The organism is Actinoplanes sp. NPDC051405 (assembly GCF_055586185.1).
Genome location: NZ_JBVJIR010000020.1, coordinates 14,490 through 37,040, shown reverse-complemented (window position 1 = coordinate 37,040; position 22,551 = coordinate 14,490). Strand labels below are relative to the sequence as shown.

General features: G+C 72.2%; 23 protein-coding genes. 8 read left to right on the top strand and 15 right to left on the bottom strand.

All coding sequences use genetic code 11. From position 1 onward, the window contains the following. Positions 1 to 18: 18 nt before the first annotated feature. The 3 genes from ACZ6S4_RS35255 to ACZ6S4_RS35245 are packed head-to-tail and all read right to left on the bottom strand — an operon-like array spanning position 19 to position 2,535. Positions 19 to 891: a hypothetical protein gene (locus ACZ6S4_RS35255; protein ID WP_465479068.1), complete on the bottom strand. Its 873-nt coding sequence runs from the start codon at positions 889 to 891 to the stop codon at positions 19 to 21. Then, positions 888 to 2,234, bottom strand: coding sequence for a hypothetical protein (locus ACZ6S4_RS35250; RefSeq protein ID WP_465479067.1), 1,347 nt, complete (start codon positions 2,232 to 2,234; stop codon positions 888 to 890). Before ACZ6S4_RS35250 ends, ACZ6S4_RS35255 begins: the two co-directional genes overlap by 4 nt. Continuing rightward, complete coding sequence (locus ACZ6S4_RS35245; RefSeq protein WP_465479066.1) at positions 2,227 to 2,535, bottom strand: DUF6403 family protein; 309 nt, start codon at positions 2,533 to 2,535, stop codon at positions 2,227 to 2,229. Before ACZ6S4_RS35245 ends, ACZ6S4_RS35250 begins: the two co-directional genes overlap by 8 nt. A 108-nt stretch (positions 2,536 to 2,643) precedes the next feature. On the opposite strand from ACZ6S4_RS35245, the gene ACZ6S4_RS35240 reads away from it, so the two are divergent. Continuing rightward, positions 2,644 to 3,402, top strand: a complete 759-nt coding sequence (locus ACZ6S4_RS35240; RefSeq protein WP_465479065.1) for a metallophosphoesterase — start codon at positions 2,644 to 2,646, stop codon at positions 3,400 to 3,402. After that, positions 3,399 to 3,836, top strand: coding sequence for a hypothetical protein (locus tag ACZ6S4_RS35235; RefSeq protein ID WP_465479064.1), 438 nt, complete (start codon positions 3,399 to 3,401; stop codon positions 3,834 to 3,836). Before ACZ6S4_RS35240 ends, ACZ6S4_RS35235 begins: the two co-directional genes overlap by 4 nt. Here ACZ6S4_RS35235 and arfA read toward each other — a convergent pair. The 5 genes from arfA to ACZ6S4_RS35210 all read right to left on the bottom strand — a co-directional run bounded on the left by arfA (position 3,820) and on the right by ACZ6S4_RS35210 (position 9,268). After that, on the bottom strand, positions 3,820 to 5,304 hold the full coding sequence (gene arfA / locus ACZ6S4_RS35230) for an arabinosylfuranosidase ArfA (protein WP_465479063.1): 1,485 nt from the start codon (positions 5,302 to 5,304) through the stop codon (positions 3,820 to 3,822). The two genes, ACZ6S4_RS35235 and arfA, sit on opposite strands and share 17 nt — an antisense overlap. A 2-nt stretch (positions 5,305 to 5,306) precedes the next feature. Next, positions 5,307 to 6,149, bottom strand: a complete 843-nt coding sequence (locus tag ACZ6S4_RS35225; RefSeq protein WP_465479062.1) for a carbohydrate ABC transporter permease — start codon at positions 6,147 to 6,149, stop codon at positions 5,307 to 5,309. A 3-nt stretch (positions 6,150 to 6,152) separates the two neighbouring features. Beyond that, on the bottom strand, positions 6,153 to 7,088 hold the full coding sequence (locus tag ACZ6S4_RS35220; protein ID WP_465479061.1) for a carbohydrate ABC transporter permease: 936 nt from the start codon (positions 7,086 to 7,088) through the stop codon (positions 6,153 to 6,155). A gap of 11 nt (positions 7,089 to 7,099) precedes the next feature. Continuing rightward, complete coding sequence (locus ACZ6S4_RS35215; protein WP_465479060.1) at positions 7,100 to 8,404, bottom strand: extracellular solute-binding protein; 1,305 nt, start codon at positions 8,402 to 8,404, stop codon at positions 7,100 to 7,102. A 120-nt stretch (positions 8,405 to 8,524) separates the two neighbouring features. Continuing rightward, positions 8,525 to 9,268, bottom strand: coding sequence for a hypothetical protein (locus ACZ6S4_RS35210; protein WP_465479059.1), 744 nt, complete (start codon positions 9,266 to 9,268; stop codon positions 8,525 to 8,527). Between the two features lie 139 nt (positions 9,269 to 9,407). Between ACZ6S4_RS35210 and ACZ6S4_RS35205 the strand changes: the two genes are divergently transcribed. Genes ACZ6S4_RS35205 through ACZ6S4_RS35195 form a run of 3 tightly spaced genes read left to right on the top strand, consistent with a single transcriptional unit; the run spans position 9,408 to position 11,422 of the window. After that, entirely contained in the window at positions 9,408 to 10,136 is a 729-nt protein-coding gene (locus ACZ6S4_RS35205) for a histidine phosphatase family protein (RefSeq protein WP_465479058.1), read from the top strand. Next, on the top strand, positions 10,120 to 10,965 hold the full coding sequence (locus ACZ6S4_RS35200; protein ID WP_465479057.1) for an NAD(P)H-hydrate dehydratase: 846 nt from the start codon (positions 10,120 to 10,122) through the stop codon (positions 10,963 to 10,965). Before ACZ6S4_RS35205 ends, ACZ6S4_RS35200 begins: the two co-directional genes overlap by 17 nt. A gap of 43 nt (positions 10,966 to 11,008) precedes the next feature. After that, on the top strand, positions 11,009 to 11,422 hold the full coding sequence (locus ACZ6S4_RS35195; RefSeq protein WP_465479056.1) for a CBS domain-containing protein: 414 nt from the start codon (positions 11,009 to 11,011) through the stop codon (positions 11,420 to 11,422). 52 nt (positions 11,423 to 11,474) lie between these two features. Here ACZ6S4_RS35195 and ACZ6S4_RS35190 read toward each other — a convergent pair whose 3' ends face one another. Further along, positions 11,475 to 14,576: a GH92 family glycosyl hydrolase gene (locus ACZ6S4_RS35190; RefSeq protein ID WP_465479055.1), complete on the bottom strand. Its 3,102-nt coding sequence runs from the start codon at positions 14,574 to 14,576 to the stop codon at positions 11,475 to 11,477. A 106-nt stretch (positions 14,577 to 14,682) separates the two neighbouring features. Beyond that, positions 14,683 to 15,189 (bottom strand): hypothetical protein, encoded by a 507-nt coding sequence (locus tag ACZ6S4_RS35185; protein ID WP_465479054.1) that lies wholly within the window; start codon positions 15,187 to 15,189, stop codon positions 14,683 to 14,685. Positions 15,190 to 15,258: 69 nt separating this feature from the next. Between ACZ6S4_RS35185 and ACZ6S4_RS35180 the strand changes: the two genes are divergently transcribed. After that, complete coding sequence (locus ACZ6S4_RS35180) at positions 15,259 to 15,915, top strand: hypothetical protein (protein WP_465479053.1); 657 nt, start codon at positions 15,259 to 15,261, stop codon at positions 15,913 to 15,915. Here ACZ6S4_RS35180 and ACZ6S4_RS35175 read toward each other — a convergent pair. Continuing rightward, positions 15,876 to 16,493, bottom strand: coding sequence for a DNA-3-methyladenine glycosylase (locus tag ACZ6S4_RS35175; protein ID WP_465479052.1), 618 nt, complete (start codon positions 16,491 to 16,493; stop codon positions 15,876 to 15,878). The genes ACZ6S4_RS35180 and ACZ6S4_RS35175 overlap by 40 nt on opposite strands. Positions 16,494 to 16,503: 10 nt before the next feature. Further along, positions 16,504 to 17,610 carry a citrate synthase 2 gene (locus ACZ6S4_RS35170; protein ID WP_465479051.1) on the bottom strand — a complete coding sequence of 369 codons (1,107 nt, stop codon included), beginning with the start codon at positions 17,608 to 17,610 and terminating at the stop codon, positions 16,504 to 16,506. Positions 17,611 to 17,677: 67 nt separating this feature from the next. Here ACZ6S4_RS35170 and ACZ6S4_RS35165 point away from each other — a divergent pair, with 67 nt between their 5' ends. Next, a complete protein-coding gene (locus ACZ6S4_RS35165) occupies positions 17,678 to 18,874 on the top strand; it encodes a citrate synthase (RefSeq protein WP_465479050.1) in 1,197 nt (398 codons plus the stop codon). Here ACZ6S4_RS35165 and ACZ6S4_RS35160 read toward each other — a convergent pair. The 3 genes from ACZ6S4_RS35160 to ACZ6S4_RS35150 all read right to left on the bottom strand — a co-directional run bounded on the left by ACZ6S4_RS35160 (position 18,871) and on the right by ACZ6S4_RS35150 (position 22,378). After that, entirely contained in the window at positions 18,871 to 20,376 is a 1,506-nt protein-coding gene (locus ACZ6S4_RS35160) for a N,N-dimethylformamidase beta subunit family domain-containing protein (RefSeq protein ID WP_465479049.1), read from the bottom strand. The genes ACZ6S4_RS35165 and ACZ6S4_RS35160 overlap by 4 nt on opposite strands. A 340-nt stretch (positions 20,377 to 20,716) precedes the next feature. Further along, on the bottom strand, positions 20,717 to 21,496 hold the full coding sequence (locus tag ACZ6S4_RS35155) for a CAP domain-containing protein (RefSeq protein ID WP_465479209.1): 780 nt from the start codon (positions 21,494 to 21,496) through the stop codon (positions 20,717 to 20,719). 141 nt (positions 21,497 to 21,637) lie between these two features. Further along, complete coding sequence (locus tag ACZ6S4_RS35150) at positions 21,638 to 22,378, bottom strand: tyrosine-protein phosphatase (protein WP_465479048.1); 741 nt, start codon at positions 22,376 to 22,378, stop codon at positions 21,638 to 21,640. Here ACZ6S4_RS35150 and ACZ6S4_RS35145 point away from each other — a divergent pair. Then, positions 22,377 to 22,499 carry a hypothetical protein gene (locus ACZ6S4_RS35145; protein ID WP_465479047.1) on the top strand — a complete coding sequence of 41 codons (123 nt, stop codon included), beginning with the start codon at positions 22,377 to 22,379 and terminating at the stop codon, positions 22,497 to 22,499. The two genes, ACZ6S4_RS35150 and ACZ6S4_RS35145, sit on opposite strands and share 2 nt — an antisense overlap. Positions 22,500 to 22,551 lie beyond the last annotated feature (52 nt).

Below are 22,551 nucleotides of genomic sequence, written 5' to 3'. Positions count from 1 at the left end.
TGAGCAGCCGCAAGGACCTTACGTCGTCCGGGCGGCCAGCTCCCGGCACCGCTTGCTGAGCGCCTCGATCCGCCGGTCCAGCGCCGCGGAACCCGTGCCGTCCGCGAGGTCGCCGAGCAGCTCGGCGTAGTCACCGGCAAGCCGCCGGTACTGCTTGTCGAAGGTCTTGCGCCGCCCTCGAGGCGAACGCCCGTCCAGCTCGACGATCTGCTGCGCCAGGACCGCCGCGGCGGCGCTGGTGGCGTTCCCGGCGTCGACGGCCGCGGCCCGGCGCTCATGCTCGGCGACCGCCAGCCGCCCGGCCCGGCGCCCGGCGACGTACAGCCCGGCCGCGCCCAGCAGGACCGCCGCGGTCGCCGCCGCCGCGATCAGATAGCGCGGCAGCGACGGGCTGATGGTCCGCGCGCCGTCGGGCACCACCCCGGCCTTGACCAGCCCGTCGTAGTTGACGGCGACCACCTTCAGCGCTTCCAGCGGCCGGTCGGCGAACCCGTCGATGCCCGAGCCGATCGTCGTCTCGGCGACCGCGGCCTTGCCGAAGTTCTCGTCGTCGACGCCGGGCAGCAGCGCGCAGCCGTACGCGTCGTACTCGTCTTCCTGCCGGCTGAGCACCAGCACGAGCGTGCCCTCGGCCGCCGGCCGGGCGGCGTCGCAGCCCTGCCGCAGGTCGTCCGTGCCGGGCGCCAGCATGATCACGACCAGCCGGCGGTTGCCGATCACCCGTTGCGCGGCCGGGCGGTCCAGGTCGATGCCGGGGGCCGCGTAGATCGACGACGAGCGGACCTGCCGGGCGATCGGCCCGTCCGCGATGCCGCCGGACCACAGCGCCCAGCCGGCCAGGATCAGGCAGGCCAGCACGGCGAGGCCGAACGGCGTGACTCGTCTGGTCACACCGGCCTCCGCCGCAGGTAGTCGCCGGGACGGTAGCCGTCGGGCAGCAGCCGGGCCGCCTCGTCGAGCTCGGCCTCGGCGTCGTCGAGCAGCTCGCGGACGTGCGGATCCGGCAGGTTCCCGGCGAGCGCGTCGCGGGCCGCCAGCAGTTTGGTGATGCCGCGGGTCAGCGCCGGGTCACCGGCCCGGGAGGTGAGCGCCGACATCTCGACAGCCAGCCCGGTCAGGCCGGCCAGCCGGGCGGGGGTGCCCGGACTCGGCGCGCTGGGGGCGGGCCGGCGCGCGGAACGCGCCGACAGCAGCAGGAAGACGACGACGCAGGCGGTGAACAACCATGGCAGGGCGGGCAGGGCGACCCGGACCGGGTCGAGCGGACGGTACGGCAGCGGCCGGTCGAACAGGCCCGAGTAGCGCTCGTCGGCGACCCGGTCCAGGTACGTGGCCAGCACCGCCCGCTGCGGGTACGCCGACCGGCTGAGCAGATCACCGAACCGGCCGTAGTAGGTGGCCGTGGTCAGCTCGGCGAATCCGGCCGCGTCCGGACCGTCGTACTCGATCCACGAGCCGTACATCACGAGGATCGGGGTGTCCGGGAAGCTCGCCGCGAGCGCCGGTCCGTACCGGGGAACCGGCTTTCCGGCCGGCTGCTGGGGCAGGGCCACGGACAACGCTTTGCGGCCCGGGAAAGCCGCCGCCGTGGCAGTCGCCGGCACGTCGGTCAGGGTGGCGCCCGCAGCGACGTGCACCCCCGTGCGCCGCAGGTCCTCGGTGACCGCCCGCAGCTCCGCGGGGGTCGGCTCGCGGCGCGCCAACCGGTCGGTCTCCGCCGGCGCCGGCTGGTCGTTGAGCTCCGCGACCAGGCCCACCAGCAGTGTCGTCACGTCACCGGTGGCGAACTGGGACCGCCAGTCGGCCGCCGTGCTGCCGGTGGACCGGTAGAGCCCGCCGCTGACCTGGGTGCCGATGATCCGGACGGTGGCCTCCTCGACGTCGCGGACCCGTTCCTGTGCGGCCTTGTCCAGCCCGGGCGGCGCGACCAGGATGCGTACCTCGGCGCCACCGGCCGCCGCGCGGACCGCCGCCTCGTCCCAGGACGCGATGGCACCGGGCAGCCGGACCACCGGCTTCGCCCGGATCAGCGCGCTCATCTCCTCGACCGAGGGCACGCTCGCCGAACCGGGCGCCTGCTGGTCGATGCGCTGCGCGGTCGACGGGGACGCGCCGTAACTGACGTCGATGCTCTGCCGCTGGGCCCCCAGGAAGATCACCAGGATGCCGGCGGCGACGCCGAGCACCGCCCAGCGCAGCCACTCCGGCCGCCGCCGCGGGAAACGGTCAGCCACGCGCGGCCTCCCGCCACAGCGCGTCGGCCTGCCGCGCGCACTCGGCCGCCGAGCGGGCCGCCGCCCGCCCTCCGCGACCCGCGGCGATCAGCTCGGCCCGGCTCAGCAGCTGCTCGGCCTCGGCGACCGGGACCGGGCAGGCGTCGCGGCTGACGGTGGCCGTGTCGATCGCGGCCCGGGCGGCCGACCATTCCGTACGCCGGTGCAGCTCACCGGCCCGCAGCCGGGGCACCGCGACCGCCGCGGAACCCGCCCCGATCAGCAGCACGGCACCCACGGTCCAGATCGGCCATGACGACATGGAGGAGCAGCTCCGGTGGGGTCTCGAGCGGGTATCAGGTCCCCGATTGTGCCGGACGGGATCCATCGACCGGGCAAGGGCTATCGTCGTCGGCACGGAGGTGAGGCGATGACGCGGGTCGTGGTGGTCGGAGACGTCGGTGGGTGTGCACGGCACCTGGCGGACGCGGTCGGCGGGCTGACCCGCGACGAGGACACCGTGATCATCCAGGTCGGGGACCTGGTCGACCGCGGGCCGGACAGCTCCGGCGTGCTGGCCTTCGTGGCCGAGCGGCTGGCGGACGCGCCCGCCCGCTGGATCCAGCTCATCGGCAACCACGAGTCGCAGTACCTCGGCGGTGACGCGTTCTGGCCGGAGCCGCTCGCCGAGAGCGACGCCGCCCTCCTGCGCGGCTGGTGGCTGCGCGACCAGCTGCGGGTGGCCGCCGCGCTGCGGACCGCCGAGGGCGAGGAGTTCCTGCTCACCCATGCCTCGCTGACCGTAGGTGCCTGGCAGGAGCTCGGCGCGCCGGTCACCGCCGGCACAGCCGCGGACCCGCTCAACACCCGGCCCGACGAGCTGCTGTGGCACGACCGGGGCCCACTGTGGGCGGAGGCCGGCCCCGACGTGTACGAGTCCTGGCTGCACGCCGCCGAGCCGCCCCCGTTCAGCCAGTTGCACGGCCACTCGAGCATTGTCGACTTCCGCCACCGCGCCTGGCTGTGCGGCGAGCGGATCCGGCAGCGCAGCACCGTGGACTGGGCGGCCCGGCACACGTTCACCAGGATCGGTGGCGCCCGCTTCGTCGGCGTCGACCCCAAACACGGACGCGCCGGCGCGCCGCGCTGGGCGCCGCTGGTCTTCGAGGATGCGACCCTGATCGGATGAGCGAAACGGATCACCCGACGCTGGCGCCGCTCATCGGCGACTGGCACACCCGGGGAGAGATGTTCGGCGAGGACGGCAGCACCGTGGTCGCCGGGGTCGACGGCACCGACGCCTACGAGTGGCTCGGTCCGTTCGTCGTGCACCGCGTCGACGTGGTGATCGGCGGGGAGCGCAGCCGGGCCCTGGAGATCTTCGAGCCCTACGACCCCGCGCTACGGGCCTTTCCCACCCGGGCCTACGACGATCGGGGCGGCGTCGAGACGTCGGCGGCCACCGTCGACGGGGACGGGCAGTGGACCTTCCGGGCCGCGACGGCCCACGCCGTGCTGCGCGTGGCCGCCGACGGCCGGTCGATGCGGGCGCACTGGGTCGTCCGGGATGCGGACGGCCGCGAGCGGCCCTGGATGGAGCTGCGGTTCAGCCGCCGATCCTGATCATGTTCCAGGACAGGGCCGGGAGCTCGGCCCGTAGCCGGCCACCGTCCAGCTTGGGCTCGCTCAGGTCGCGCGGCCGCACCCGGTCGGGCTGCTGGGCGGTGTTGATCGCGTCCGGGTCGTCGTCCGCGAGCACCGTGTGGGTGGCGGAGGTCAGGCCGGGCAGGGCACGCAGGTCCACGTCCAGGGTCATCGGCTCGGTCTGCGACCTGTTCACCGCGAAGAGCACCACGCCCGTCTCCGTCCGCACGGCGACCGCGTCCAGCAGCGGGACCTCGCCGTGCCGGGCCGTCTCGTGCGTCGGTGCCGTGATGGCCGGCTGCAACACGGTGCCGCGCCCGTAGCGGGTCGTCAGCGCGTACGGGTGGAAGCTCGCCTGCCGCCACGCCGTGCCGCCCGGCTCGGTCATGATCGTGGCGATGACGTTGACCAGCTGCGCCTGGCAGCCGATCTTCACCCGGTCGGCGTGGCGCAGCAGGCTGATCAGCAGGTTGCCGACCACGACCGCGTCGGTGACCGAGTAGACGTCCTCGATCAGCCGGGGCTGGTGCTCGACGTCCAGGTTCTTCTCGCCGGCGAAGCGGCTCTGGTACCAGACGTTCCACTCGTCGAACGAGATGTTGATCCGCTTACTGTGCCGGCCCACCGCGCGTACGTGGTCGGCCGTCGCGATGAGCTCGTCGATGAACTGGTCCATGTCGGTGGCGCAGGCCAGGAAGCTGTCCCGGTCGTCGTCGTGCTGCTGGTAGTAGGCGTGCATCGACACGTAGTCGACGGCGTCGTACGTCTCGGCCAGCACCGTGGCCTCCCAGCTGCCGAACGTCGGCATCTGCCGGCCCGAGCTGCCGCAGGCGACGAGCTCGATCGACGGGTCGACCTGGCGCATCGCCTTGGCCGTCTCCAGCGCCAGGCGGGCGTACTCCGAAGCGGTCTTGTGGCCGATCTGCCACGGGCCGTCCATCTCGTTGCCCAGGCACCAGGTCTTGATCCCGTACGGCTGCCCGCCGCGCAGGTCCGACCAGTACGTGCCGCCGGGCAGGTTGCAGTACTCCACCAGGGACCGGGCCGCGTCGATGCCCCGGGTGCCCAGGTTGACCGCCATCATCGGCTCCACGCCGACGGTCCGGGCCCAGGTCAGGAACTCGCCGACACCGACGTGGTTGGACTCCAGCGAGCGCCAGGCCAGGTCGAGGCGGGTGGGCCGCTCGCCGACCGGGCCGATGCCGTCCTCCCAGCGGTAACCCGAGACGAAGTTGCCACCGGGGTAGCGCACCAGCGGGACACCCAGCTCGCGGACCAGGTCCGCGGTGTCCTGCCGGAAGCCGTTCTCGTCGGCGCTCGGGTGCCCGGGCTCGTAGATGCCGGTGTAGACGCAGCGGCCCATGTGCTCGACGAACGAGCCGTACAGCCGCGGGTCCACGTCGCCCACCCGGAACGCGGGATCGACGGTCATGGTGGCGGAAAGCATGCTCAACCTTTCAGGCCGCTGCCGGCGATGCCCTCGACGATATGACGCTGGAACAGCAGGAACACGGCGACGAGCGGAATCGCGCCGAGAATAGCCGACGCCATCGTGTCCGCGTACCGGATGCCGAAGGCGCCCTGCACCGTGGCCAGGCCGACCGGCACGGTCATGATGTCCGGGTTGCTCAGCACCAGCAGCGGCCACAGCAGGTCGTTCCACGAGGTGACGAAGGTGAAGATGGCCACGGCCGCGACCGCGGGCCGGGCCAGCGGCATGATGATCTTCCGGTAGATCCGCAGGTAGCCGGCGCCGTCCATGCGCGCGACCTCCTCCAGCTCGCGCGGCAGGCCGTCGAAGAACTGCTTGAAGATGAACACGGCGATCGCGGTCGGGATCTGCGGCAGGCTCACCGCCCACCACGTGTTGAGCAGGCCCAGCGCGTCGAACTCGCGGAACCAGGGCACGATCAGCACCTGGCCGGGGATCATGATGCCGGCCAGCACCAGCCAGAACACCACGTTGCGGTAGCGGAACCGCATCCGGGACAACGCGTACGCGGCCAGGCTGGCCACCAGCACGGTGCCCACCGCCGACAGCGTCGAGATGAACAGGCTGGAGCCGAACCAGGTGAGGATGTCGGTGTCGCGCAGCACCCGGCTGAACGCGTCGAGGGTCGGGTCGGCGATGGCCCACGTGGTGCGGGTGGTCTCGGCGTTGGGCTTGAGCGCGGTGTCCAGCGCCCAGGCCAGCGGCAGCAGCCAGAGCAGGGCGAAGGCGATCAGCACGCCGAAGCAGATGCGGTTGAAGAGCTTGACGCGTGTCTCCGCCCGCTGGGCGAGATCTGTCATGGCTCAGACCCCCTTCTCCTGGCGGCGGACGATGGTGAACCAGACGGCCGAGACCAGGAGCACGACCAGGAAGAACAGCATCGACACGGCCGCGGCGTAGCCGACCCGGAAGTTGGTGAAGCCCTCGTCGTAGACGTACTCGAGGATCGAGCGGGTGGCGAAGTTCGGCCCGCCCGCGGTCATGATGTACATCTGGTCGAAGACCTTGAGCGAGGCGATCACCTGCAGCACGGCCACCAGCGTGGTGGTGCGCCCGAGCATCGGGATGGTGATCTTGCGGATCTGCTGCCAGGGCGAGGCGCCGTCCATCGCCGAGGCCTCGTAGAGGTCACGCGGGATCTCCTGCAGGCCGGCCAGGTAGAGCACGAAGTTGAACCCCAGCGTCCACCAGATGGTGGTCATCGCCAGCGACGGCATGGCCCAGTTCGGGTCGCCGAGCCAGTTCGGCGAGGTGATGCCGATCTTCAGCAGGCCGGTCTCGATCAGCCCGAGCCCCGGGGTGTAGATGAAGATCCAGATCAGCGCGACCACGGCCGAGGGCAGGATGAACGGCGCGAAGAACGCCAGCCGGAAGAACCACCGGCCGCGGCTGGCCCGGTCGGCCAGCAGGGCGAAGACGAACGCGAGCACGATCAGCGGCGGCGTGGTCAGCACGGTGAACCACACCGTGTGCCACAGCGACGACCAGAAGTCGCTGCTCTGCAACGCCTCGGCGTAGTTGCCGAAGCCCGCGAAGCCGGACAGCCCGGGCTTGACCAGGCTGGTGTCGAAGAAGCTCATCACCAGGCCGTAGATGGTCGGGCCGATGATGAACGCCAGATAGAGGATCAGGAACGGCGCCAGAAAACCCAGCGCGGGCAGGCCGGTGCCGGGACGTTGCTCCGGTGCGGGCCCGTCCTCGGTCGCGGGGCGGGGGCGTACGACGGTCTCGGTGGTCACCAGGCACCCCCTCAGATGGGTGACGCGGTCTTGGACAGGTTCAGCAGCTGGCCGCGCATCTGGGCGATCGCGTCGGCCGGGGACTGCTGGCCGCCGAGGACGGTGGCGACGGCGGAGCCCATGATGATCTCGAAGTTGGAGCCGGAACCGGAGTACCAGCCCTCCGCGTCGTAGACGGCGGCGTCGGCGGCCGCGGAGTAGTTCGACTGCGGCGTCATCGCCTGGTACTCGGCGCTGTCGCGGAACGGCAGCCAGGCCGGCACGTGCCCGCCCTCGGCCCAGGTCTTGCTCTGGTCGAGCATCGAGCGCACCAGCAGCAGCGAGCGGTCCAGACCGGCCTGACTCTGGTCCGGCCGGCGGGGGACGACCAGGGTGTGCGAGTCGGCCTGCACGGCGTACCGGTTGCCGCCGAAGACGTTGGGGAACAGCGTCATGGAGAACGGCATCTTGGCGGTCTGGAAGGTGGAGATCTCCCACTCGCCCTGGAAATAGAAGCCGGCCTGCCCGTTGGCGAACGTGGCGATGGAGCCCTGGTAGTCGCTGCTGGCCGGGAACACGCCCGACTTGGTCAGCGACTGCAGGAAGGTCAGCACCTGGCCGGCCTTGGCGTCGTCGAGCACCACCCGGCGGCCCTCGTCGGCCAGGACCTCGCCGCCCAGCTGGCTGTAGAGCGACTGGAAGATCCGCCAGGGGGTCGAGGTGTCGTTGTTGATCGCCACGACCCCGCCGTACGCGCCGGAGGCCTCCTTGGCCTTGCGCATCGCCTCGGTGAACTTCTCGGGGCTGTCCAGCGGGGTCATTGCCCCGGAGGAGTCGAGCAGGCCCGCCTTCTCGCAGATGTCGGTGTTGTAGAACATCACGAACGGGTGGGTGTCGAGCGGGATCGCGTACGCCTTGCCGTCGACCAGTCCCGCCTGCCAGGCCCGTTCGGTGAACAGGTCGGCGCTGATGCCGTGCCGGGCCAGGTCGGCGGGCCGCAGCTCCTCCAGCAGGCCCGAGCTGACCAGCGTCTTCATCCGGGTCAGGTGCGAGATGGCGACGTCCGGCGGCTTGTCGCCGAGCGTGGCCAGGGCCAGCTTCGTGTAGTACGGATTGCCCCAGGCCAGGGTGACCGCGCTGAGCGTGACGCGGGGGTTGGCGGTCCGGAAACCGTCGAGCATCTGGGTCATCCGGACGCCGTCGCCGCCGCCGAACAGGTTCCAGTAGTCGAGCGACCCGCTGGTGTCGCGCCCCGGCGTCACGCCGCTGCATCCGGTCAGCCCGAGGGCCGCCGCCGCGGCCGTGCCGCTAAACAGAGCGCGTCGGGTCAGTGTCATGACAGGAGCCTCCCGCCGTGCTTCACCACGAGTCCACAGATCGGTCTTCGCAAGACGAGAACGATCGGACGCGAATCGAGAAGGATCCGCCCGGCGAAGGCCGATCTCCCGACCGTCGGGTCAGTCCTCGTCCCGCGGCCCGCCGGAATCGGCCTCCCCGGTGCTGTCGCCCGCCTGGTCTGGGGCGTCGCCCTCCGCACCGGAGGCGCTCTCGGGCCCGCCGACGCCGATCACCGGGGCCTGGAGATCGGTACCGACCTGCGGCCGGTCGACCCAGAGCGCGCGCAGCTGGCCCTGCATGAAGGTGGTGAGCCGGGCCCGGTACTCGCGGTCGAAGTGCTCCAGCGCCTCTATCTGCTGCTGCAGCGCCTCGCGCTTGGCGATCAGGCTGCCGACCGAGTCCTCGTAGCGCTGCTGGGCCTGAAGTTTGAGCTGCTCCGCGTGGCCCTGGGCGTCGCCGACGATGGCCGCGGCCTCGTCCTTGGCCTGGGCCAGGATCTGGTCGGCGTTGCGCTTGGCGTCGTCGGCGCGCAGCCGGGCGTCGCGGGCGGCCTGCTCCGACGTGGCGCGAGCCTCAGCCAGCACCTTGTCCGCCTCGCAGCGCACGTTGTGCGCGTGCACCTGGGCGTCGCGGGCCGACTGGTCGGAGGCGGCCTGCGCGTCGGAGCGGATCTTGTCCGCCTGGCGTTTGGCTATCGCGACGTGTTCCTCGGCCGTGCGCTGCGCCAGGGTCAGCACCTGCAAGGCGTGGTCCGGGTGCAGCGGACCGCCGGGCACGACCAGCGGGTGTTCCGAGGTGGCGGTGTCCGCGGACGTGCCGTTGAGCACCGCTTTGACCCGCGCCTTGATCTGGTTGTCAGTCACGATACCTCCGGTAGCCAGGGCGAGGTCCGCGCCGTGGACCTTGCCTCCCTCCTAACGGGCCAGGGCAGCCGGACGCGACGGCCGGGGGTGGCTTCATTGTTGGTGGTAGTCCTCACCCCGGCCGGGTAAGAGGGCGGGTATGGAGCAATTGCAGTGGCTGGGCGTCATCCGTCATGGCCAGAGCACCGGAAACGTGATCGCGCAGGATGCCGAGACCGGCGGGCTGGAGACCATCGACATCCCGGAACGCGATGCCGACGTGCCGCTGTCCGATACCGGCCGCGAGCAGGCCGAGGCGGTGGGCAGCTGGCTGAGCGGGCTGGAGCGCGACGAGCGGCCGCAGGTGGCGATCGTCTCGCCGTACCTGCGGACCCGGCAGACGGCCGAGCTGGCGCTGGCCGGCACCGGCATCCCCGCGGTGGTCGACGAGCGCCTGCGCGACCGGGAGCTGGGCGTGCTGGACCTGCTCACCGGCCGCGGCGTGCAGGCCCGGCTGCCCGAGGAGTACGCCCGCCGCGCCCGGCACGGCAAGTTCTACTACCGGCCACCGGGCGGGGAGTCCTGGGCCGACGTGCTGTTGCGCCTGCGCGCCCTGCTGCGTGAACTGCGTCAGGACCATCCCGGTGGGCGGGTCCTGCTGTTCGGTCACGAGGCGACCGTGCTGCTCGTGCGCTACCTCGCCGAGTCGCTGAGCGAGGCCGAGCTGATGGAGGTCGCGCACGCCACCGCCGTCGCGAACTGCTCGATCAGCACCTGGCGCCGCGGCGACGACGGGCTGCGCCCGGAGCTGTTCAACTCCGTCGCCCACCTGCACCAGGAAGGTGCGCCGCCCACCCGGCAGGAGGAAGTCAATGCCGAGCCCGTCTGAGGCCGAACGGGTCATCACGCCGCAGGTGCTGCGCGACTGGCCGCTGCCCGATCCGCAGGGCGGCAAGGAAGCCCGCGGCACCGTCCTGGTCGTGGGCGGGTCGCGGTCGACGCCGGGTGCCGTGCTGCTGGCCGGTGTCGCGGCGCTGCGAGCCGGGGCCGGGCGCCTGCAGCTCGCGGTCGAGCCGTCCACGGTGAGCGCGCTGAGCATCGCCGTGCCCGAGGCCAAGGTCGTCGGCCTGGGCGAGACCCAGGACGAGCTGGAGCAGCTCGCGGCGGACGCCGACGTCGTCGCGATCGGTCCCGGGCTCGACGACATCGACCTCACGTCGCGACTGCTGCACGCCGTGCTCGACGCGGTCGGCAAGGACACCGCGATGGTGCTGGACGCGTACGCGCTCGGCGCCCTGAGCAAGGAGCAGGACCTGCTGGCCGGCCGGTCCGAGCGGGTGGTGCTGACGCCGAACGTCACCGAGGCCGAGCGGCTGCTCGGGCGCGAGCCGGGTGACGACCTCGCCGCCGAGGCCGCCAACCTGGCCCGGCGCTACCAGGCGACGGTCAGCCTGTTCGGGCACATCGCCACCGCGGACGGCGGCCGCTGGCGTGAGGAGAGCGGCGACGTGGGCCTGGGCACCTCGGGCAGCGGTGACGTGCGCGCGGGGATCGTGGCGGGCCTGCTGGGCCGCGGTGCCGAGCCGGCCCAGGCGGCGTGCTGGGGCGCGTTCGCGCACGCGGTCAGCGGTCAGCGCCTCGCCCCGCGGTTCGGGCGCACCGGATTTCTGGCCCGCGAACTCGTCGACGAGGTGGCATACACGATTGCCACGGTCTGAGACGGGTACGCGTCAGGTATCCACCGAGCGAAGGGAGAACCCGATGACCACCGCACGCGAGATCATGACCCCCGACGTGACCTGCATCGGTGAGAAGGAGAACCTGGCCGAGGCCGCCCGCAAGATGGCCGACCTCGACGTCGGCTCGCTGCCCATCTGCGGCGAGGACAACCGCCTCAAGGGCATGATCACCGACCGCGACATCGTCGTGAAGGTCGTGGCCAAGGACCGTAACCCGGCTGACTGCACGGCCGGTGAGCTGGCCCAGGGCAAGCCCGTAACGATCGGCGCGGACGACGACGCCGCCGAGATCCTGCGCACGATGTCCGAGCACAAGGTGCGCCGGCTGCCGGTGATCGACGGCCACCAGCTGGTCGGCATCGTCGCGATCGCCGACGTCGCCAAGGCCCTGCCCGACCGCCCGGTCGGCGACCTGATCGACGCCATCACCTCCTGATCGGCCTGGCCCGGGGTGGGGGTCGCGGGACCCGGCCCCCACCCCGGGGGTTTCAGGCGGTCACCAGCACCTCGTAGAGGCGGGCCGCGGCGCTGCCGTCGGACGTCGGCGTCACCACCGCCACCCGCACGTAGCGGGCGTCGACTCCGACCGCCGTGGTCGTGGAGTCGGCGGTGTTGCCGCGGACCTGCGCGCGGGTCGTCCACGCGGACCCGTCATCCGAGGTCTGGATGTCGAAGTCACGCGTGTTCCAGGCCGGCAGCTCGCCGCCCGCGCCCGCGTGCCGGATCAGCACCGAGCCGACCCGCTGCCGGGTGCCCAGGTCGGTCTGCACCCACCGGGCCGAGCCCTGGGAACACCACTTGTCGTTCCAGCCGCCCAGCCAGCTGCCGTTGAAGGCCTTGGCCGGGCTCTCGTTCGCGCCGCAGGACGAGTCCGCCGTGGCCGGCCGGTTCAGCGCCAGGTCGGGCGGGGCGCTGCTGCTGCCGTACACCTCGAGCTCGTAGATCCGGGCCGCCGCGCTGCTGTCGGTGGCCGGCTGGCTGGTCTCGAACCGCACGTAGCGGGCGCTGCGGGCGGCGATCGGGGTGTAGGTCCGGCTGCTCCTCGAGCCGGTGACGGTCACCGCAGGGGTGAAGGTGGTGCCGTCGGTGCTGGTCGCGATCGTGAACGCGCCGGTGTTCCAGGTGGTGTTCTCCCCGCCCAGACCGGCGTGCTTGACGACGAACGACGACACTGTGCGCGCCGAGCCGAGGTCGACCTGGAGCTGGCGCGGCGCGGTGGACGTACACCATTTGCTGTTGCCGGCCAGCGCGCCGTCGACCGCCTTGCCGGCGGCCTCGCTCGCGGCGCAGGCCGCCGAGCCGGTCACCGGCCGGCCCAGGGCCAGGTTCGCCCCGAGATCCGGTTCCGCCGGCGGCTGGGTCGCCCCGGCGGCAAAGCTCGGCGGTACGTCCGCAGCGCCCGTGCCCCAGCCCGACGGACTGCCACCCATGGTGAAGGTGACCGTCCCGCCGTCCGCGATGTCGCCGTAGCGCAGGTAGTTGTGGCTGGTCGTGCTCCCGTCGACCGCCAGCGACTGCACGTACCGGTCGGCCGCGCTGCCGCCGGTGATGGTGATGTCGCCCGGGCCGCGCCGGATCAGCACGCTCGGGAACAGCGCGCCGTGCACGGCCAGGGTGTCCGCCCCCGGCGTGACCGGGTAGAGGCCCAGTGCCGACCAGACGTACCAGGCCGAGGTCGCACCGAGGTCGTCGTTGCCCGGCAGGCCGCCGGCGCCGGTGGTGAACGATTCGGCCATCACCCGCCGGACGGCGTCACTGGTGCCGGCCGGCTTGCGGGCGGCGTTGTACGTCCACGGCACGTTGTGCTCGGGCTCGTTGCCGATGTAGAAGTACGGCCGGCTGAGCCCGCCGTTGAGCTCCGTGAAGTGGTGGTCGAGGCGCTGCACCGCGGTGCCGGGCCCGCCCATCAGAGTGATCAGCGCGCCCATGTTGTGCGGGACCATCCAGGTGTACTGGGCGGCGTTGCCCTCCACGTACGGGCTCTCCTGGGCCGGGTTCAGGTTCGCCGACCAGCCCCCGCCGCCGTCACGGGTGTGCAGATAGGACGACTCGCCGTTGAACAGGCTGCGCCAGTACTGCGAGCGGGCCGCGTACGTGTCGCGCCCGGCGCTGTCGCCGAGCGCGCCGGCGAACTGGGCGATCGCGAAGTCGCTGGCCGCGTACTCCAGGGTCTCGGAGGGGTTGCCCGGGATGAAGCGGTTGGCCTGGTAGGTGGCCTGGTTGCCGCGCAGCACCACGCCCTGGGTCGAGCCGCCGCTGCCGCTCTTCTTCATCAGTGCCAGCGCCGCCGCCGTGTCGAAGCCGCGCACGCCGAACGCGTACGCGCTGGCCACAATGATGGGGCCGGGGTCGCCGGGCATGACGAAGTCCTCGACGGTCTGGTGCGACCACTTCGGCAGCAGTCCGCCCTGCTGGCCGTCGAGCACCATGGACTTGACGATGTCGGTCATCACGTCCGGGGCTGTCAGGGCGACCAGGGCCGCCCAGGACCGGTAGATGTCCCACCCGGAGTAGTTCTGGTAGACGGGGTGGCTCGCCGTGTGGACCGCGTTGTCGAAGCCGCGGTACTCGCCGTTGGTGTCGCTGGACAGGTTCGGGTTCTGCAGCACGTGGTAGAGCGCGGTGTAGAACTTCTGCAGGTCGGTGGTGGCGCCGCCGGTCACCTGCACACGGTTCAGGGCGGTGTTCCAGGCGGCGTCGGCGTTGGCGCGCACGGTGGCGAAGGGCGCCGCCTCGGCGGTGGCGTTGTTCTGCGCGTTGGCCACGCTGACGAAGGAGATGCCGACGGTGGCGTTGACGACCGCGTTGGCCGTGGTGTCGAAGGTGACGTAGGCGCCGGTGCCGGTGCCACTGGTGGTCGACGAGCCCGCGGTCACCGTGGCGCCCTTGAAGGTGCCGAAGCCGGTGGGCGTGCGGTCGAACTGGATCGAGTAGTACATCTTGAAGGTCTTGCCGCCGCAGAACCCGCCGGCCGTGTGCTCACCCCAGACCCGGTTGCCGGTGATTGTCACGTTGCCGTCGCGGTCGCCGGTGGCCGAGCGGCTGGCGTTGATCAGCACCCGGGCGGTCGTGCTGGCCGGGTAGGTCAGCTTCAGCGCGCCGGTGCGCTTGGTCGCGCTGAGCTCCGCGTCCACGCCGTACCTGTCGAGCCGGTTGCGGTAGTAGCCGGGCTCGGCGCTCTCGTTGCTCTTGGTGTAAGCGGATGCGTAGCTCGTCCAGCTGGAACCGGGGGAGGCGCCGAGCGCGCCGGTGACCGGCAGGATAGGGATGTCCTCGTTGTTGGGACAGCCGGCCCCGTTGAAGTGGGTGAGGCTGAACGACTCGACGGTGCGGTCCCGGTCGCGGTAGCCCGACGGTGAGGCGGTGGGGGTGTCCGGGCTGAACTGCACCATCCCGAACGGCACGGTGGCGCCGGGGAAGGTGCTGCCGCCGGCGCCGCCGCCGACCGGGTTGGGGGAGTTGCTGTCGTCGGTGCCGACGAACGGATTGACGTACTGGGTGAGGTCGGGATCGGCGGCCGCTCGCGCGGCGGACGGGACCGACAGGGCCGCGGCGGCGAGGATGACCGCCGTGGCGAGGGTACGGAGCATGGGGAAGCCGTCCCTTCATGTGACAACGATGTCAAATCGCGTGCCCCATAGAAGCACGCAGATATAACCAGTTGTCAATACGTGGGACGGCGCCGGTCTCGACGCCTCAGCGCAGTGCTGTCCGCCGGTCGCCGGCGCGGGCTGTGCGGCGTACCCGGAGCAGTGACGCGGCGGCCAGCGCGGTGCCGCCGGTCCCGACCCCGCCGAGCACCCCGAGCGCGAACCGCTGCTGGTGATCGACCTGGCGCTGCGCGGCAACGCTGTCCCCGGCCGGGATCTCCTGGCCCATCCCGGCGATGGCACTGATCCCGGCCAGCCAGAACGCGAAGAACACCAGGCCGGTGAGGGTGAGCCCCCACCGCGGCAACTCGGGCGGCGACCATACGGACCGCACCCACCCGCTCTGCGGCTGCCGCCCCCGCACGATCCGCCGGTTGGTGAGGACCCCGGCGGTGAACCCCGGCAGCACGAGCACCCCGGCGACCACCACGGCCACGGTGGTGGACACGAGCCGGTCCCCGCGGAGCAGGGCGCCGATGAGCACGCCGGCCCAGCCGACGCCGGCCACACACATGACGTCGAGCAGCAGCAACATCCGACGCGAGATCACCACCGGGAACGCTAACGGCCGGGCCGCCCGCCGGGGTCGGATCGCGCGTATTCCACCCGGTACGGTGCTGCCGTGCGAAGAGCCGGAGCCGTGCTGGGTCGATCAGGCGTGTACCTGCTGGTCTTCCTGGTGGTGGCCGCGCTCGACGCGGTGGTCGCCACCACCTGGGTGCGCCCCGACCTGGTCCCGGTGGTGGGGACCCTGTTCTGGGCGGTGAGCCCGATCGTCTTCTACATCGCGTGGCCGTGGCCGTACGTCAACGCCCGGGCGGTCTGGCTCCTGGTCGCCTGGTTCCTCAGCGCTCTGCTGATGTTCCTGGCGGCGGCCGCCTTCTGGGCCGTGGTGCTGGACATACGCGGTGAGCGGACCGTCGCCACCGTTGCCGAGGTGCATCGCAGCAGCCGCGGTCCCGCCACCTACACGCTCCGGCGCGCCGGTGAGCCGGTCGCCGGGCGGCTGGTCTCCTGGCCCGAGAACCGGCCGGCGGCCGAGATCGGCGACGCGGTCATCGTGGTGCTCGATCCGGACGGGCTCGTCGACCCCCGGCTGCCGGCCGAGATGATGACCGGCGGGGAGGCTCTCGCGGCCTTGGCGGTCGGCGCGCTGATCGTCGCCGGGCCGTGCGTCGGTGCGGCCCGGGCGCACATCCGGGAAGAGGACGAGGACCAGCGCGAGCGGTCGGTCCGGCCTCAGCTCCGGGTGCGCAGCCGGGGCGTGTGCCGGCGGTAGCCGCTCACCGTGGGATCGTCCTTGATCCAGAACCGCCACGGCACGTCGTGCGCGGAGGTGACCCCGACCCGGGGACCAGCGACCACCTCGGCCGCCGGCACCGGCTGATCGGGCGGGGTCAGGGTCGCCGGCCCGGTGCCGTCCACGACGGACGTCGCGTTGGCCCGCCGGTCTAGGGCCAGCACCTGCATCAGCTTGGCCGGCCCGGCGGCCAGGTCGCGGTCGTGCTTGGCCGCCGGGCGCCGGGACCGGGCGGTCTCCAGCCCGGCGACGACCTCCCCGGCCCGCAGCAGTACGGCGGAAGCGACCCCCTCCTCGCCGCAGACCACGTTGGCGCAGAAGTGCATGCCGTAGATCTGGTAGACGTACAGCATCCCGGCCGGGCCGAACATCACCTCGTTGCGCGCGGTCATGCCCCGGTGGGCGTGGCTGGCCGGGTCCTGGCCGAGGCCGCTGTAGGCCTCGACCTCGGTGAGCCGGGCGGTGACCCCGTTGGCGGTGAGCCGCCACCCGAGCATTTCCCGCGCCGCCCGGTCCACGTCGGCCGCGGGTATCCGCAGCCAGGAGTAGTCGTTCACCCGCCAGACGCTAGCGGGTGGCGCCGAGGCGCTCCCAGCCGGCGAGGGTGGACGGCTCCTGGTCGGTCTCGCCGACGTAGTCCGCGGACGGCCGGATGATCTTGCCGAGGTGCTTCTGCTCGATGATGTGCGCGCTCCAGCCGGCCGTGCGGGCGCACGCGAACAGCGGCGTGAACAGCTCGGCCGGTACGCCGGCGAAGTCGAGCACGATCGCGGCCCAGTACTCGACGTTCGTCTCCAGCACCCGGTCCGGTTTGCGCTCGCGCAGTTCGGCCAGCGCGGCCTCTTCCAGGGCGAGTGCGACGTCGTACCGTGGCGCCTGCAGCTCCTGGGCGGCCGCGCGCAGGATGCGGGCCCGGGGGTCCTCGGCCCGGTAGACCGCGTGCCCGAAGCCCATCAGGCGTTTCCCGCTGTCCAGCACCTCTTTGACGTAGCCGCGGGGGTCGCCGCTCTGCTCCACGGCCTCGACCATGCCCAGCGCCCGCGACGGGGCGCCGCCGTGCAGCGGTCCCGACAGGGAGGCGACCGCCGCGGACAGGCAGGCGGCCACGTCGGCCCCGGTGCTGGCGACGACCCGCGCCGTGAACGTCGAGGCGTTCATCCCGTGCTCGGCCGCGCAGACCCAGTACCGGTCGACGGCCTCGACCCGGCGCGGGTCCGCCTCGCCCTGCCACCGGATCATGAACTGTTCGGCGGCGGTACGGCCCGCGTCGACCTGCTCCTGGGGCACCGCGGGCAGTTCCGGACCGCGGGCGGCCTGGGCCACGAACGACAGCATCGTGGCCGACGTGAGGGCGAGGTCCTCCCGCGCCCGGTCGTCGTCGATGTCGATCAAGGGCTGTAGACCGTGCCGGGCGGCCACCATGGCGGTCGCCGCCTGGAGGTCGACCCGCAGGCTGCCGGAACGGACCGGGAGCGCGAAGGGCTCCGCCGCCGGCAGCGGCCGGGAGAAGTCGCCGTCGACCAGCAGGCCCCACACGTCGGCGAAGCTCGCCCGCCCGGCCAGCGTCTCGATGTCGACCCCGCGGTAGCGCAGGGAGCCGCCGGTGCGGTCGGGTTCGGCGATGCGGGTGTCGAACGCGACGACGTCGGCCAGTCCAGGTTTCACGGTCAGCATCACCTCAATGTCGGTCCCATCGATCCGCATGTCAACATTGATCCAGTCAACATGAGAAGATGACCACATGAGCGGAGACCGGCTGCTGACGACCGAGGAAGTGGCGCGCCGGCTGGGCGTCAAGAAGGCGACGGTCTACGCGTACGTGAGCCGGGGCCTGCTCGGCAGCCACCGCAACGCCGACGGCAAGGAGAGCCTGTTCGCCGAGCCGGAGGTCGCCGCCTTCGCCGCCCGGCGCAGACGCCCCGCGGCCGCGCCGGACGCCCCGGCGATCCACACCGGCATCACCCTGATCACCGGCGACGACCTCTTCTACCGTGGCCACCGCGCCGGCGAGCTCGCCGCCACGACGTCCTTCGAGTCGGTGGCCACCCTGCTGTGGACCGGGCGGCTGGAGCACGTCCCGATGGAGCCCGACCCCGAGCTGATGGCGCTGGCCGAGGCGGTGACGGCGCCACTGCCGGCGAACGCCCGGACGGCCGACCGGCTCCGGGTGACGGTCGCCGCGATCGCCGCCGCGGACCGGTTGCGCTTCGACACCACACCGGCCGCGGTGATCGCCCGCGGCCGTACGATCATCGCCACCATGGTCGCGGCGCTGCCCGTGCGATCCCAGCCCTCGCAAGGTGCGGACCTCGCCGGCGTTCTGTGGGCGCGGCTGAGTCAACGCCCGCCGACTTCGGCCGACCTCGTCGCTCTGAACGCTGCCCTGGTCCTGCTGGCCGACCACGACCTGGCCGCCTCCACCTTCGCGGCCCGGGTGGCCGCCTCGACCCGGGCGCACCCGTACGCCGTTGTCCAGGCCGGCCTGGCCGCGCTCGACGGCCCGCTGCACGGCGGGGCCAGCGACCTCGTGGTCCGGCTGCTGACCGAGGCGACACGCTCGGGTGATCCGGTCGGCACGATCGCCGACCGGCTGCGCGCGGACGGCTGGGTCCCTGGCTTCGGTCAGCAGCTCTACCCGGCCGGCGACCCCCGGGCGGTGGTCCTGCTCGGCCTGCTGGGGGAGTCGCCGGCCACCGCAGGCGCGCACGCGGTCCGGGCGGCGATGGCCCGGCACTCCGGCGCCGCGCCGAACGTCGACTTCGCCCTGGCCGCTTTCACCCTGGCCACCGGTATGGCCGCCGACGCCGGGGAAGCGATCTTCGCCGTCGCCCGGACCGCCGGCTGGCTCGCCCACGCCCTGGAGGAGTACGCCGACGAGCCGAGCCGCTTCCGGCCCAGCGGCCGCTACGCCGGCCGCTCCCCGCGCGAGGCGGGTTAGGGCCGTGAATGGACCAGCATGCGGGTGAGCAGGTTCCGCGTCGCCCGCTGGATCCGTACGTCGGTGTACGCCGAGTCGACCAGGGCGAGGTTCCAGTGGAACGTCCCCGCGGCGAAGACCAGGGTGCCGCGGGCGGTCTCGTAGAGGCTGGTGTTCTGCACCCGCGCCCCACGTCCGAGCCGGTCCTCGTACGGGGTCACGGACAGCAGTGTCTGGTTCGCCCGGCGGGACAGCTTGATCTTCGGGTTCCAGCCGTCGGCCTCGACCGCCACGAGCCCGGGGACGGTGTCGCCGTCGCGGACCCCGGTGCCCGCCCAGAACCAGTGTCTGCTCTTGCTGATCACCAGCGGCAGCGGGTCGGCCAGCATCCCGTTGTACTGCACGCCCAGCAGCCGTTGCTCGGCGTGGCTGTGCTTCTTGCCGATCTTGCGCCAGTTGCAGGTCGGCCCGTTGCCGTCCGCCTCCGGGTCCGGGGTGTCCTTGTAGCAGGTCACCACCCGGTTGCGGCGCCCGTCCCGCGCGCGGTCGAACCGCACATGCCAGTAGATGTTGTTCGCCGCCAGGAACGCCAGGTGCGTACCACCGTCGACGGCGCTCTCCGTGCTGTCGCGCATGGCCTTCGACCAGTACTCGTCGTGGCCCGGGAAGATCAATGCGGCGTGCTTTCCAGCCGGGATGCGCTGCTCGTGCAGGTCCAGGCTGGAGGCGTACGCCACGTCGAAGCCGGTGGCCTCCAGCCAGCGGGCCGCGGCGATGTCCAGCTCGGACCAGCTGGGCATCCCGCCGCTGGAGTAGGGGCGGTCGAAGGACACCTGGAACGCGCGCTCGGGGATGCCGCCGACCTTGCCGGGCCGGACGTATCCCTTGTAGAGGTTCTTCGCGGTCCGCCCGTCGGCCGGCCAGAAGTTGTAGGCCTGGTACGTGCTGAACGGCACCACGACGACGAAGTCGGCCTTGCGCCCGTCGTCGCGCACCACGAACGGCGTGCAGCTGCGGAAGCCGTCGTCGGTGTCGAACACCGCCAGGAAATATCCGGAGGTCCAGTCGGCGGGGACGGCCAGCGTACAGGAGACCGGCCAGTCACACTCGATCAGTCCCGTACCGGGGTCGGCGGTGGGCGTGGGCCGCTCCGTGCCGCGCAGGCTGCCGCTGGTCAGCAGCCGCCGGCCACCCGCGCCGCCGTAGTGGCCGAGCCGGTAGATCGAGACCGTGAACGCCCGGTCGCCGGCCACCGAGATGTGGAAGTCGAGCGACTCGCCGACGTTGACCGACGTACGCGACGCGTAGCCCTGGATCTGGCGCGTGACGTCGTCCGAGCTCCGTACGCCGGCCAGCTGCCACCCGCTGTCCCCGTCGAGCATGTTCTCCAGGACCACCGGGTTGGCGGCCCGTCCTTTTCCTCTGCTGTCCTGGTGGGCCGGCTGTGCACCGGCCGTACCGCAGGAACCCGATGTGCTGACGGCGGTGAGCGCGAGCAGGCTCAGCGCCGTACGACGAGACATGGCCGGCATGGTGTTTCCCCCGTGGTGAAATGCCGCCCGCGCCGCCGATCAGACGCAAAAATGGCTCCACTGTGGACAGTGGAACCGCAGGGTTGTGCGCGGGATCCGTCGGCGGCGGCAGGCGTGTCTGTCACTGCCGCGCCGAGTATGCCGGGCGTCCGCAACCCCGTACGGGGTCCGTGGTGGGAGGGTCAGCGGGCCGGGCGCCGGGGGCCGGCCGGCCGGGTGCGCTTGACCGGGCCGCACTGCCCGCCCGGCCGGTTGGGACCGAACGGGCGCGTCGGGCCGAACATGTCCCGCAGGCGGCGGCGCCGGGCCGGGCCGCTGGGCCACCGGCCGGTCATCCGACGAAGTCCTGGGTCAGCCAGACCTTGCCGCCCGACTCGCGGACGACGCTGAGCCCGATCCGCTTGAAGTCCTTGCTGAGCAGGTTCTTACGGTGCCCGTCGGCCGGCGGCACCTCGGCCAGCATGCTGTCGCACAGCCCGTTGGCCGCCTTGACGATCTCCGAGTCCGCGGAGCCCGCGAAGCCGAAGCCGATGTTCTCGCCGGCCGAACGCCACTGCACACCCTCGGCGCTGAACCGATCGCCGATGCCGCCCTCGCCCGGGCACTGGTGACTGAGCCCGCAGCCGTCGATCATCCGCTGGTTGTGCCGGGCGGCCGCCTTCGACAGCGAGCTGTCCAGCGACAGCGCCGCCAGCCCCTCGTCGCGGCGGGCCGCGTTGATGTGGTCCAGCACCTGGTCGAGAATCGAGCCGCTGGTCGCCGGGGCGTTCTTCGGCTTCGGCTTGTCCGCCGGCGCGGTCGTCCGGCGCTTCGAGGGTGTCGCCGGCTTCGTCGCGGCCCTGGTCGGCGCCTTGGTCACCGGCGTGGCGCTCGTCACCGACGGGGACGGGGAGGGGGCCGCCGAGCTGGGCAGGATCGTCTCGTCCAGCAGATCGGTGCCGGTGTCCGGCTCACCCGTCGGCTCGGCCACGACCAGGGGGACGTCCGCGGCCGTACGGGTCGCCGGAGGCGCGGCCTGCCGGTTGAAGCCGACGACCGTGAAACCCACCCCGATCACCACGGCGGTGGCTCCCGCCACCAGGGTGTACCGGAATCTCTGGGCAGCGGGCATCGGCACGGGACGGTCACCTCGGGAGTAGCGGGTCGCGGCCGCGCGGGCGCGGCAGGAAGCCGGGTGGGGACGGCAACACAGGCGACTATGCGGCCCGCCGGCCCCGCGCGGGGGCCACCTCAGGAGCGCTTAAGGATCGACTCACGAAGACATAAGAAGCCGGGTACGCAGGGCGGCGACCACGCTGTCGTCGAGCTCCAGCCGCTCGGCCGCGTACCGGTGCACCGAACCGTGCCCGGCGGTGAGCTCGGCCAGGACCACCCGGATGAGCTCGGCCGGCGCCCGGCCGTAGCCGGGCCAGCGCAGCTCCTGGCCCGGATGCTCGGCCAGCCACCGCTCCCGCAGCCGGGGCGTGGCCAGCTCGGTGAGGGCGAAATCGGCCGCGATCGTCTCGACCGGCACCTCCAGCAGCGCCAGCACCAGCGCGGCGAGCAGCCCGGTGCGGTCCTTGCCCGAGGCGCAGTGGAACACCAGCGGCGCCTCCGCGGCGGCGATGGTCTCGATCGCCTGCCGCAGCTCGGCGGTGCCGTCGGCGGCCACCTCGGCGTACCGGTCGGCCAGATAACGCCACGGGTCGACGTCCGGATCGATCTGCGACTGGTCGTAGGGTCGATGCTCGATGCTCAGGTTGAGCCAGGTCAGCCCGTCGGTGGGAGGAAGCCGGCCGGACGCGGCGATCTCCCATGGATAGCGCAGGTCGATGACCGTGCCGATGCCCAGCTCCCGGAAGCGCCGCAGGTCGTCCTCCCCGGCCAGCCGGCCGAGGGAATCAGCGCGGTAGAGCGTGCGCCAGCGGGTGGTCCGCCCGTCGCTGGTCGCGTAGCCGCCCAGGTCGCGGAAGTTGCAGAGGCTGTCGAAGGGCACATGCCGGCCGGAGGTCATGCCCGAGATCATCGCCTACGTCAATGTGCTCGCCGACGCGCCGGGCTGCCGCCTCTACGCCCGCCACGGCTTCGTCGCGACTGTCCCCACCTCCCTCGGCATGGCCCTGAGGAAGAAATAGGACGACTCCCACCATTTCGGAATGGCCAGATACCGTCTCCGGCCATGCCCGT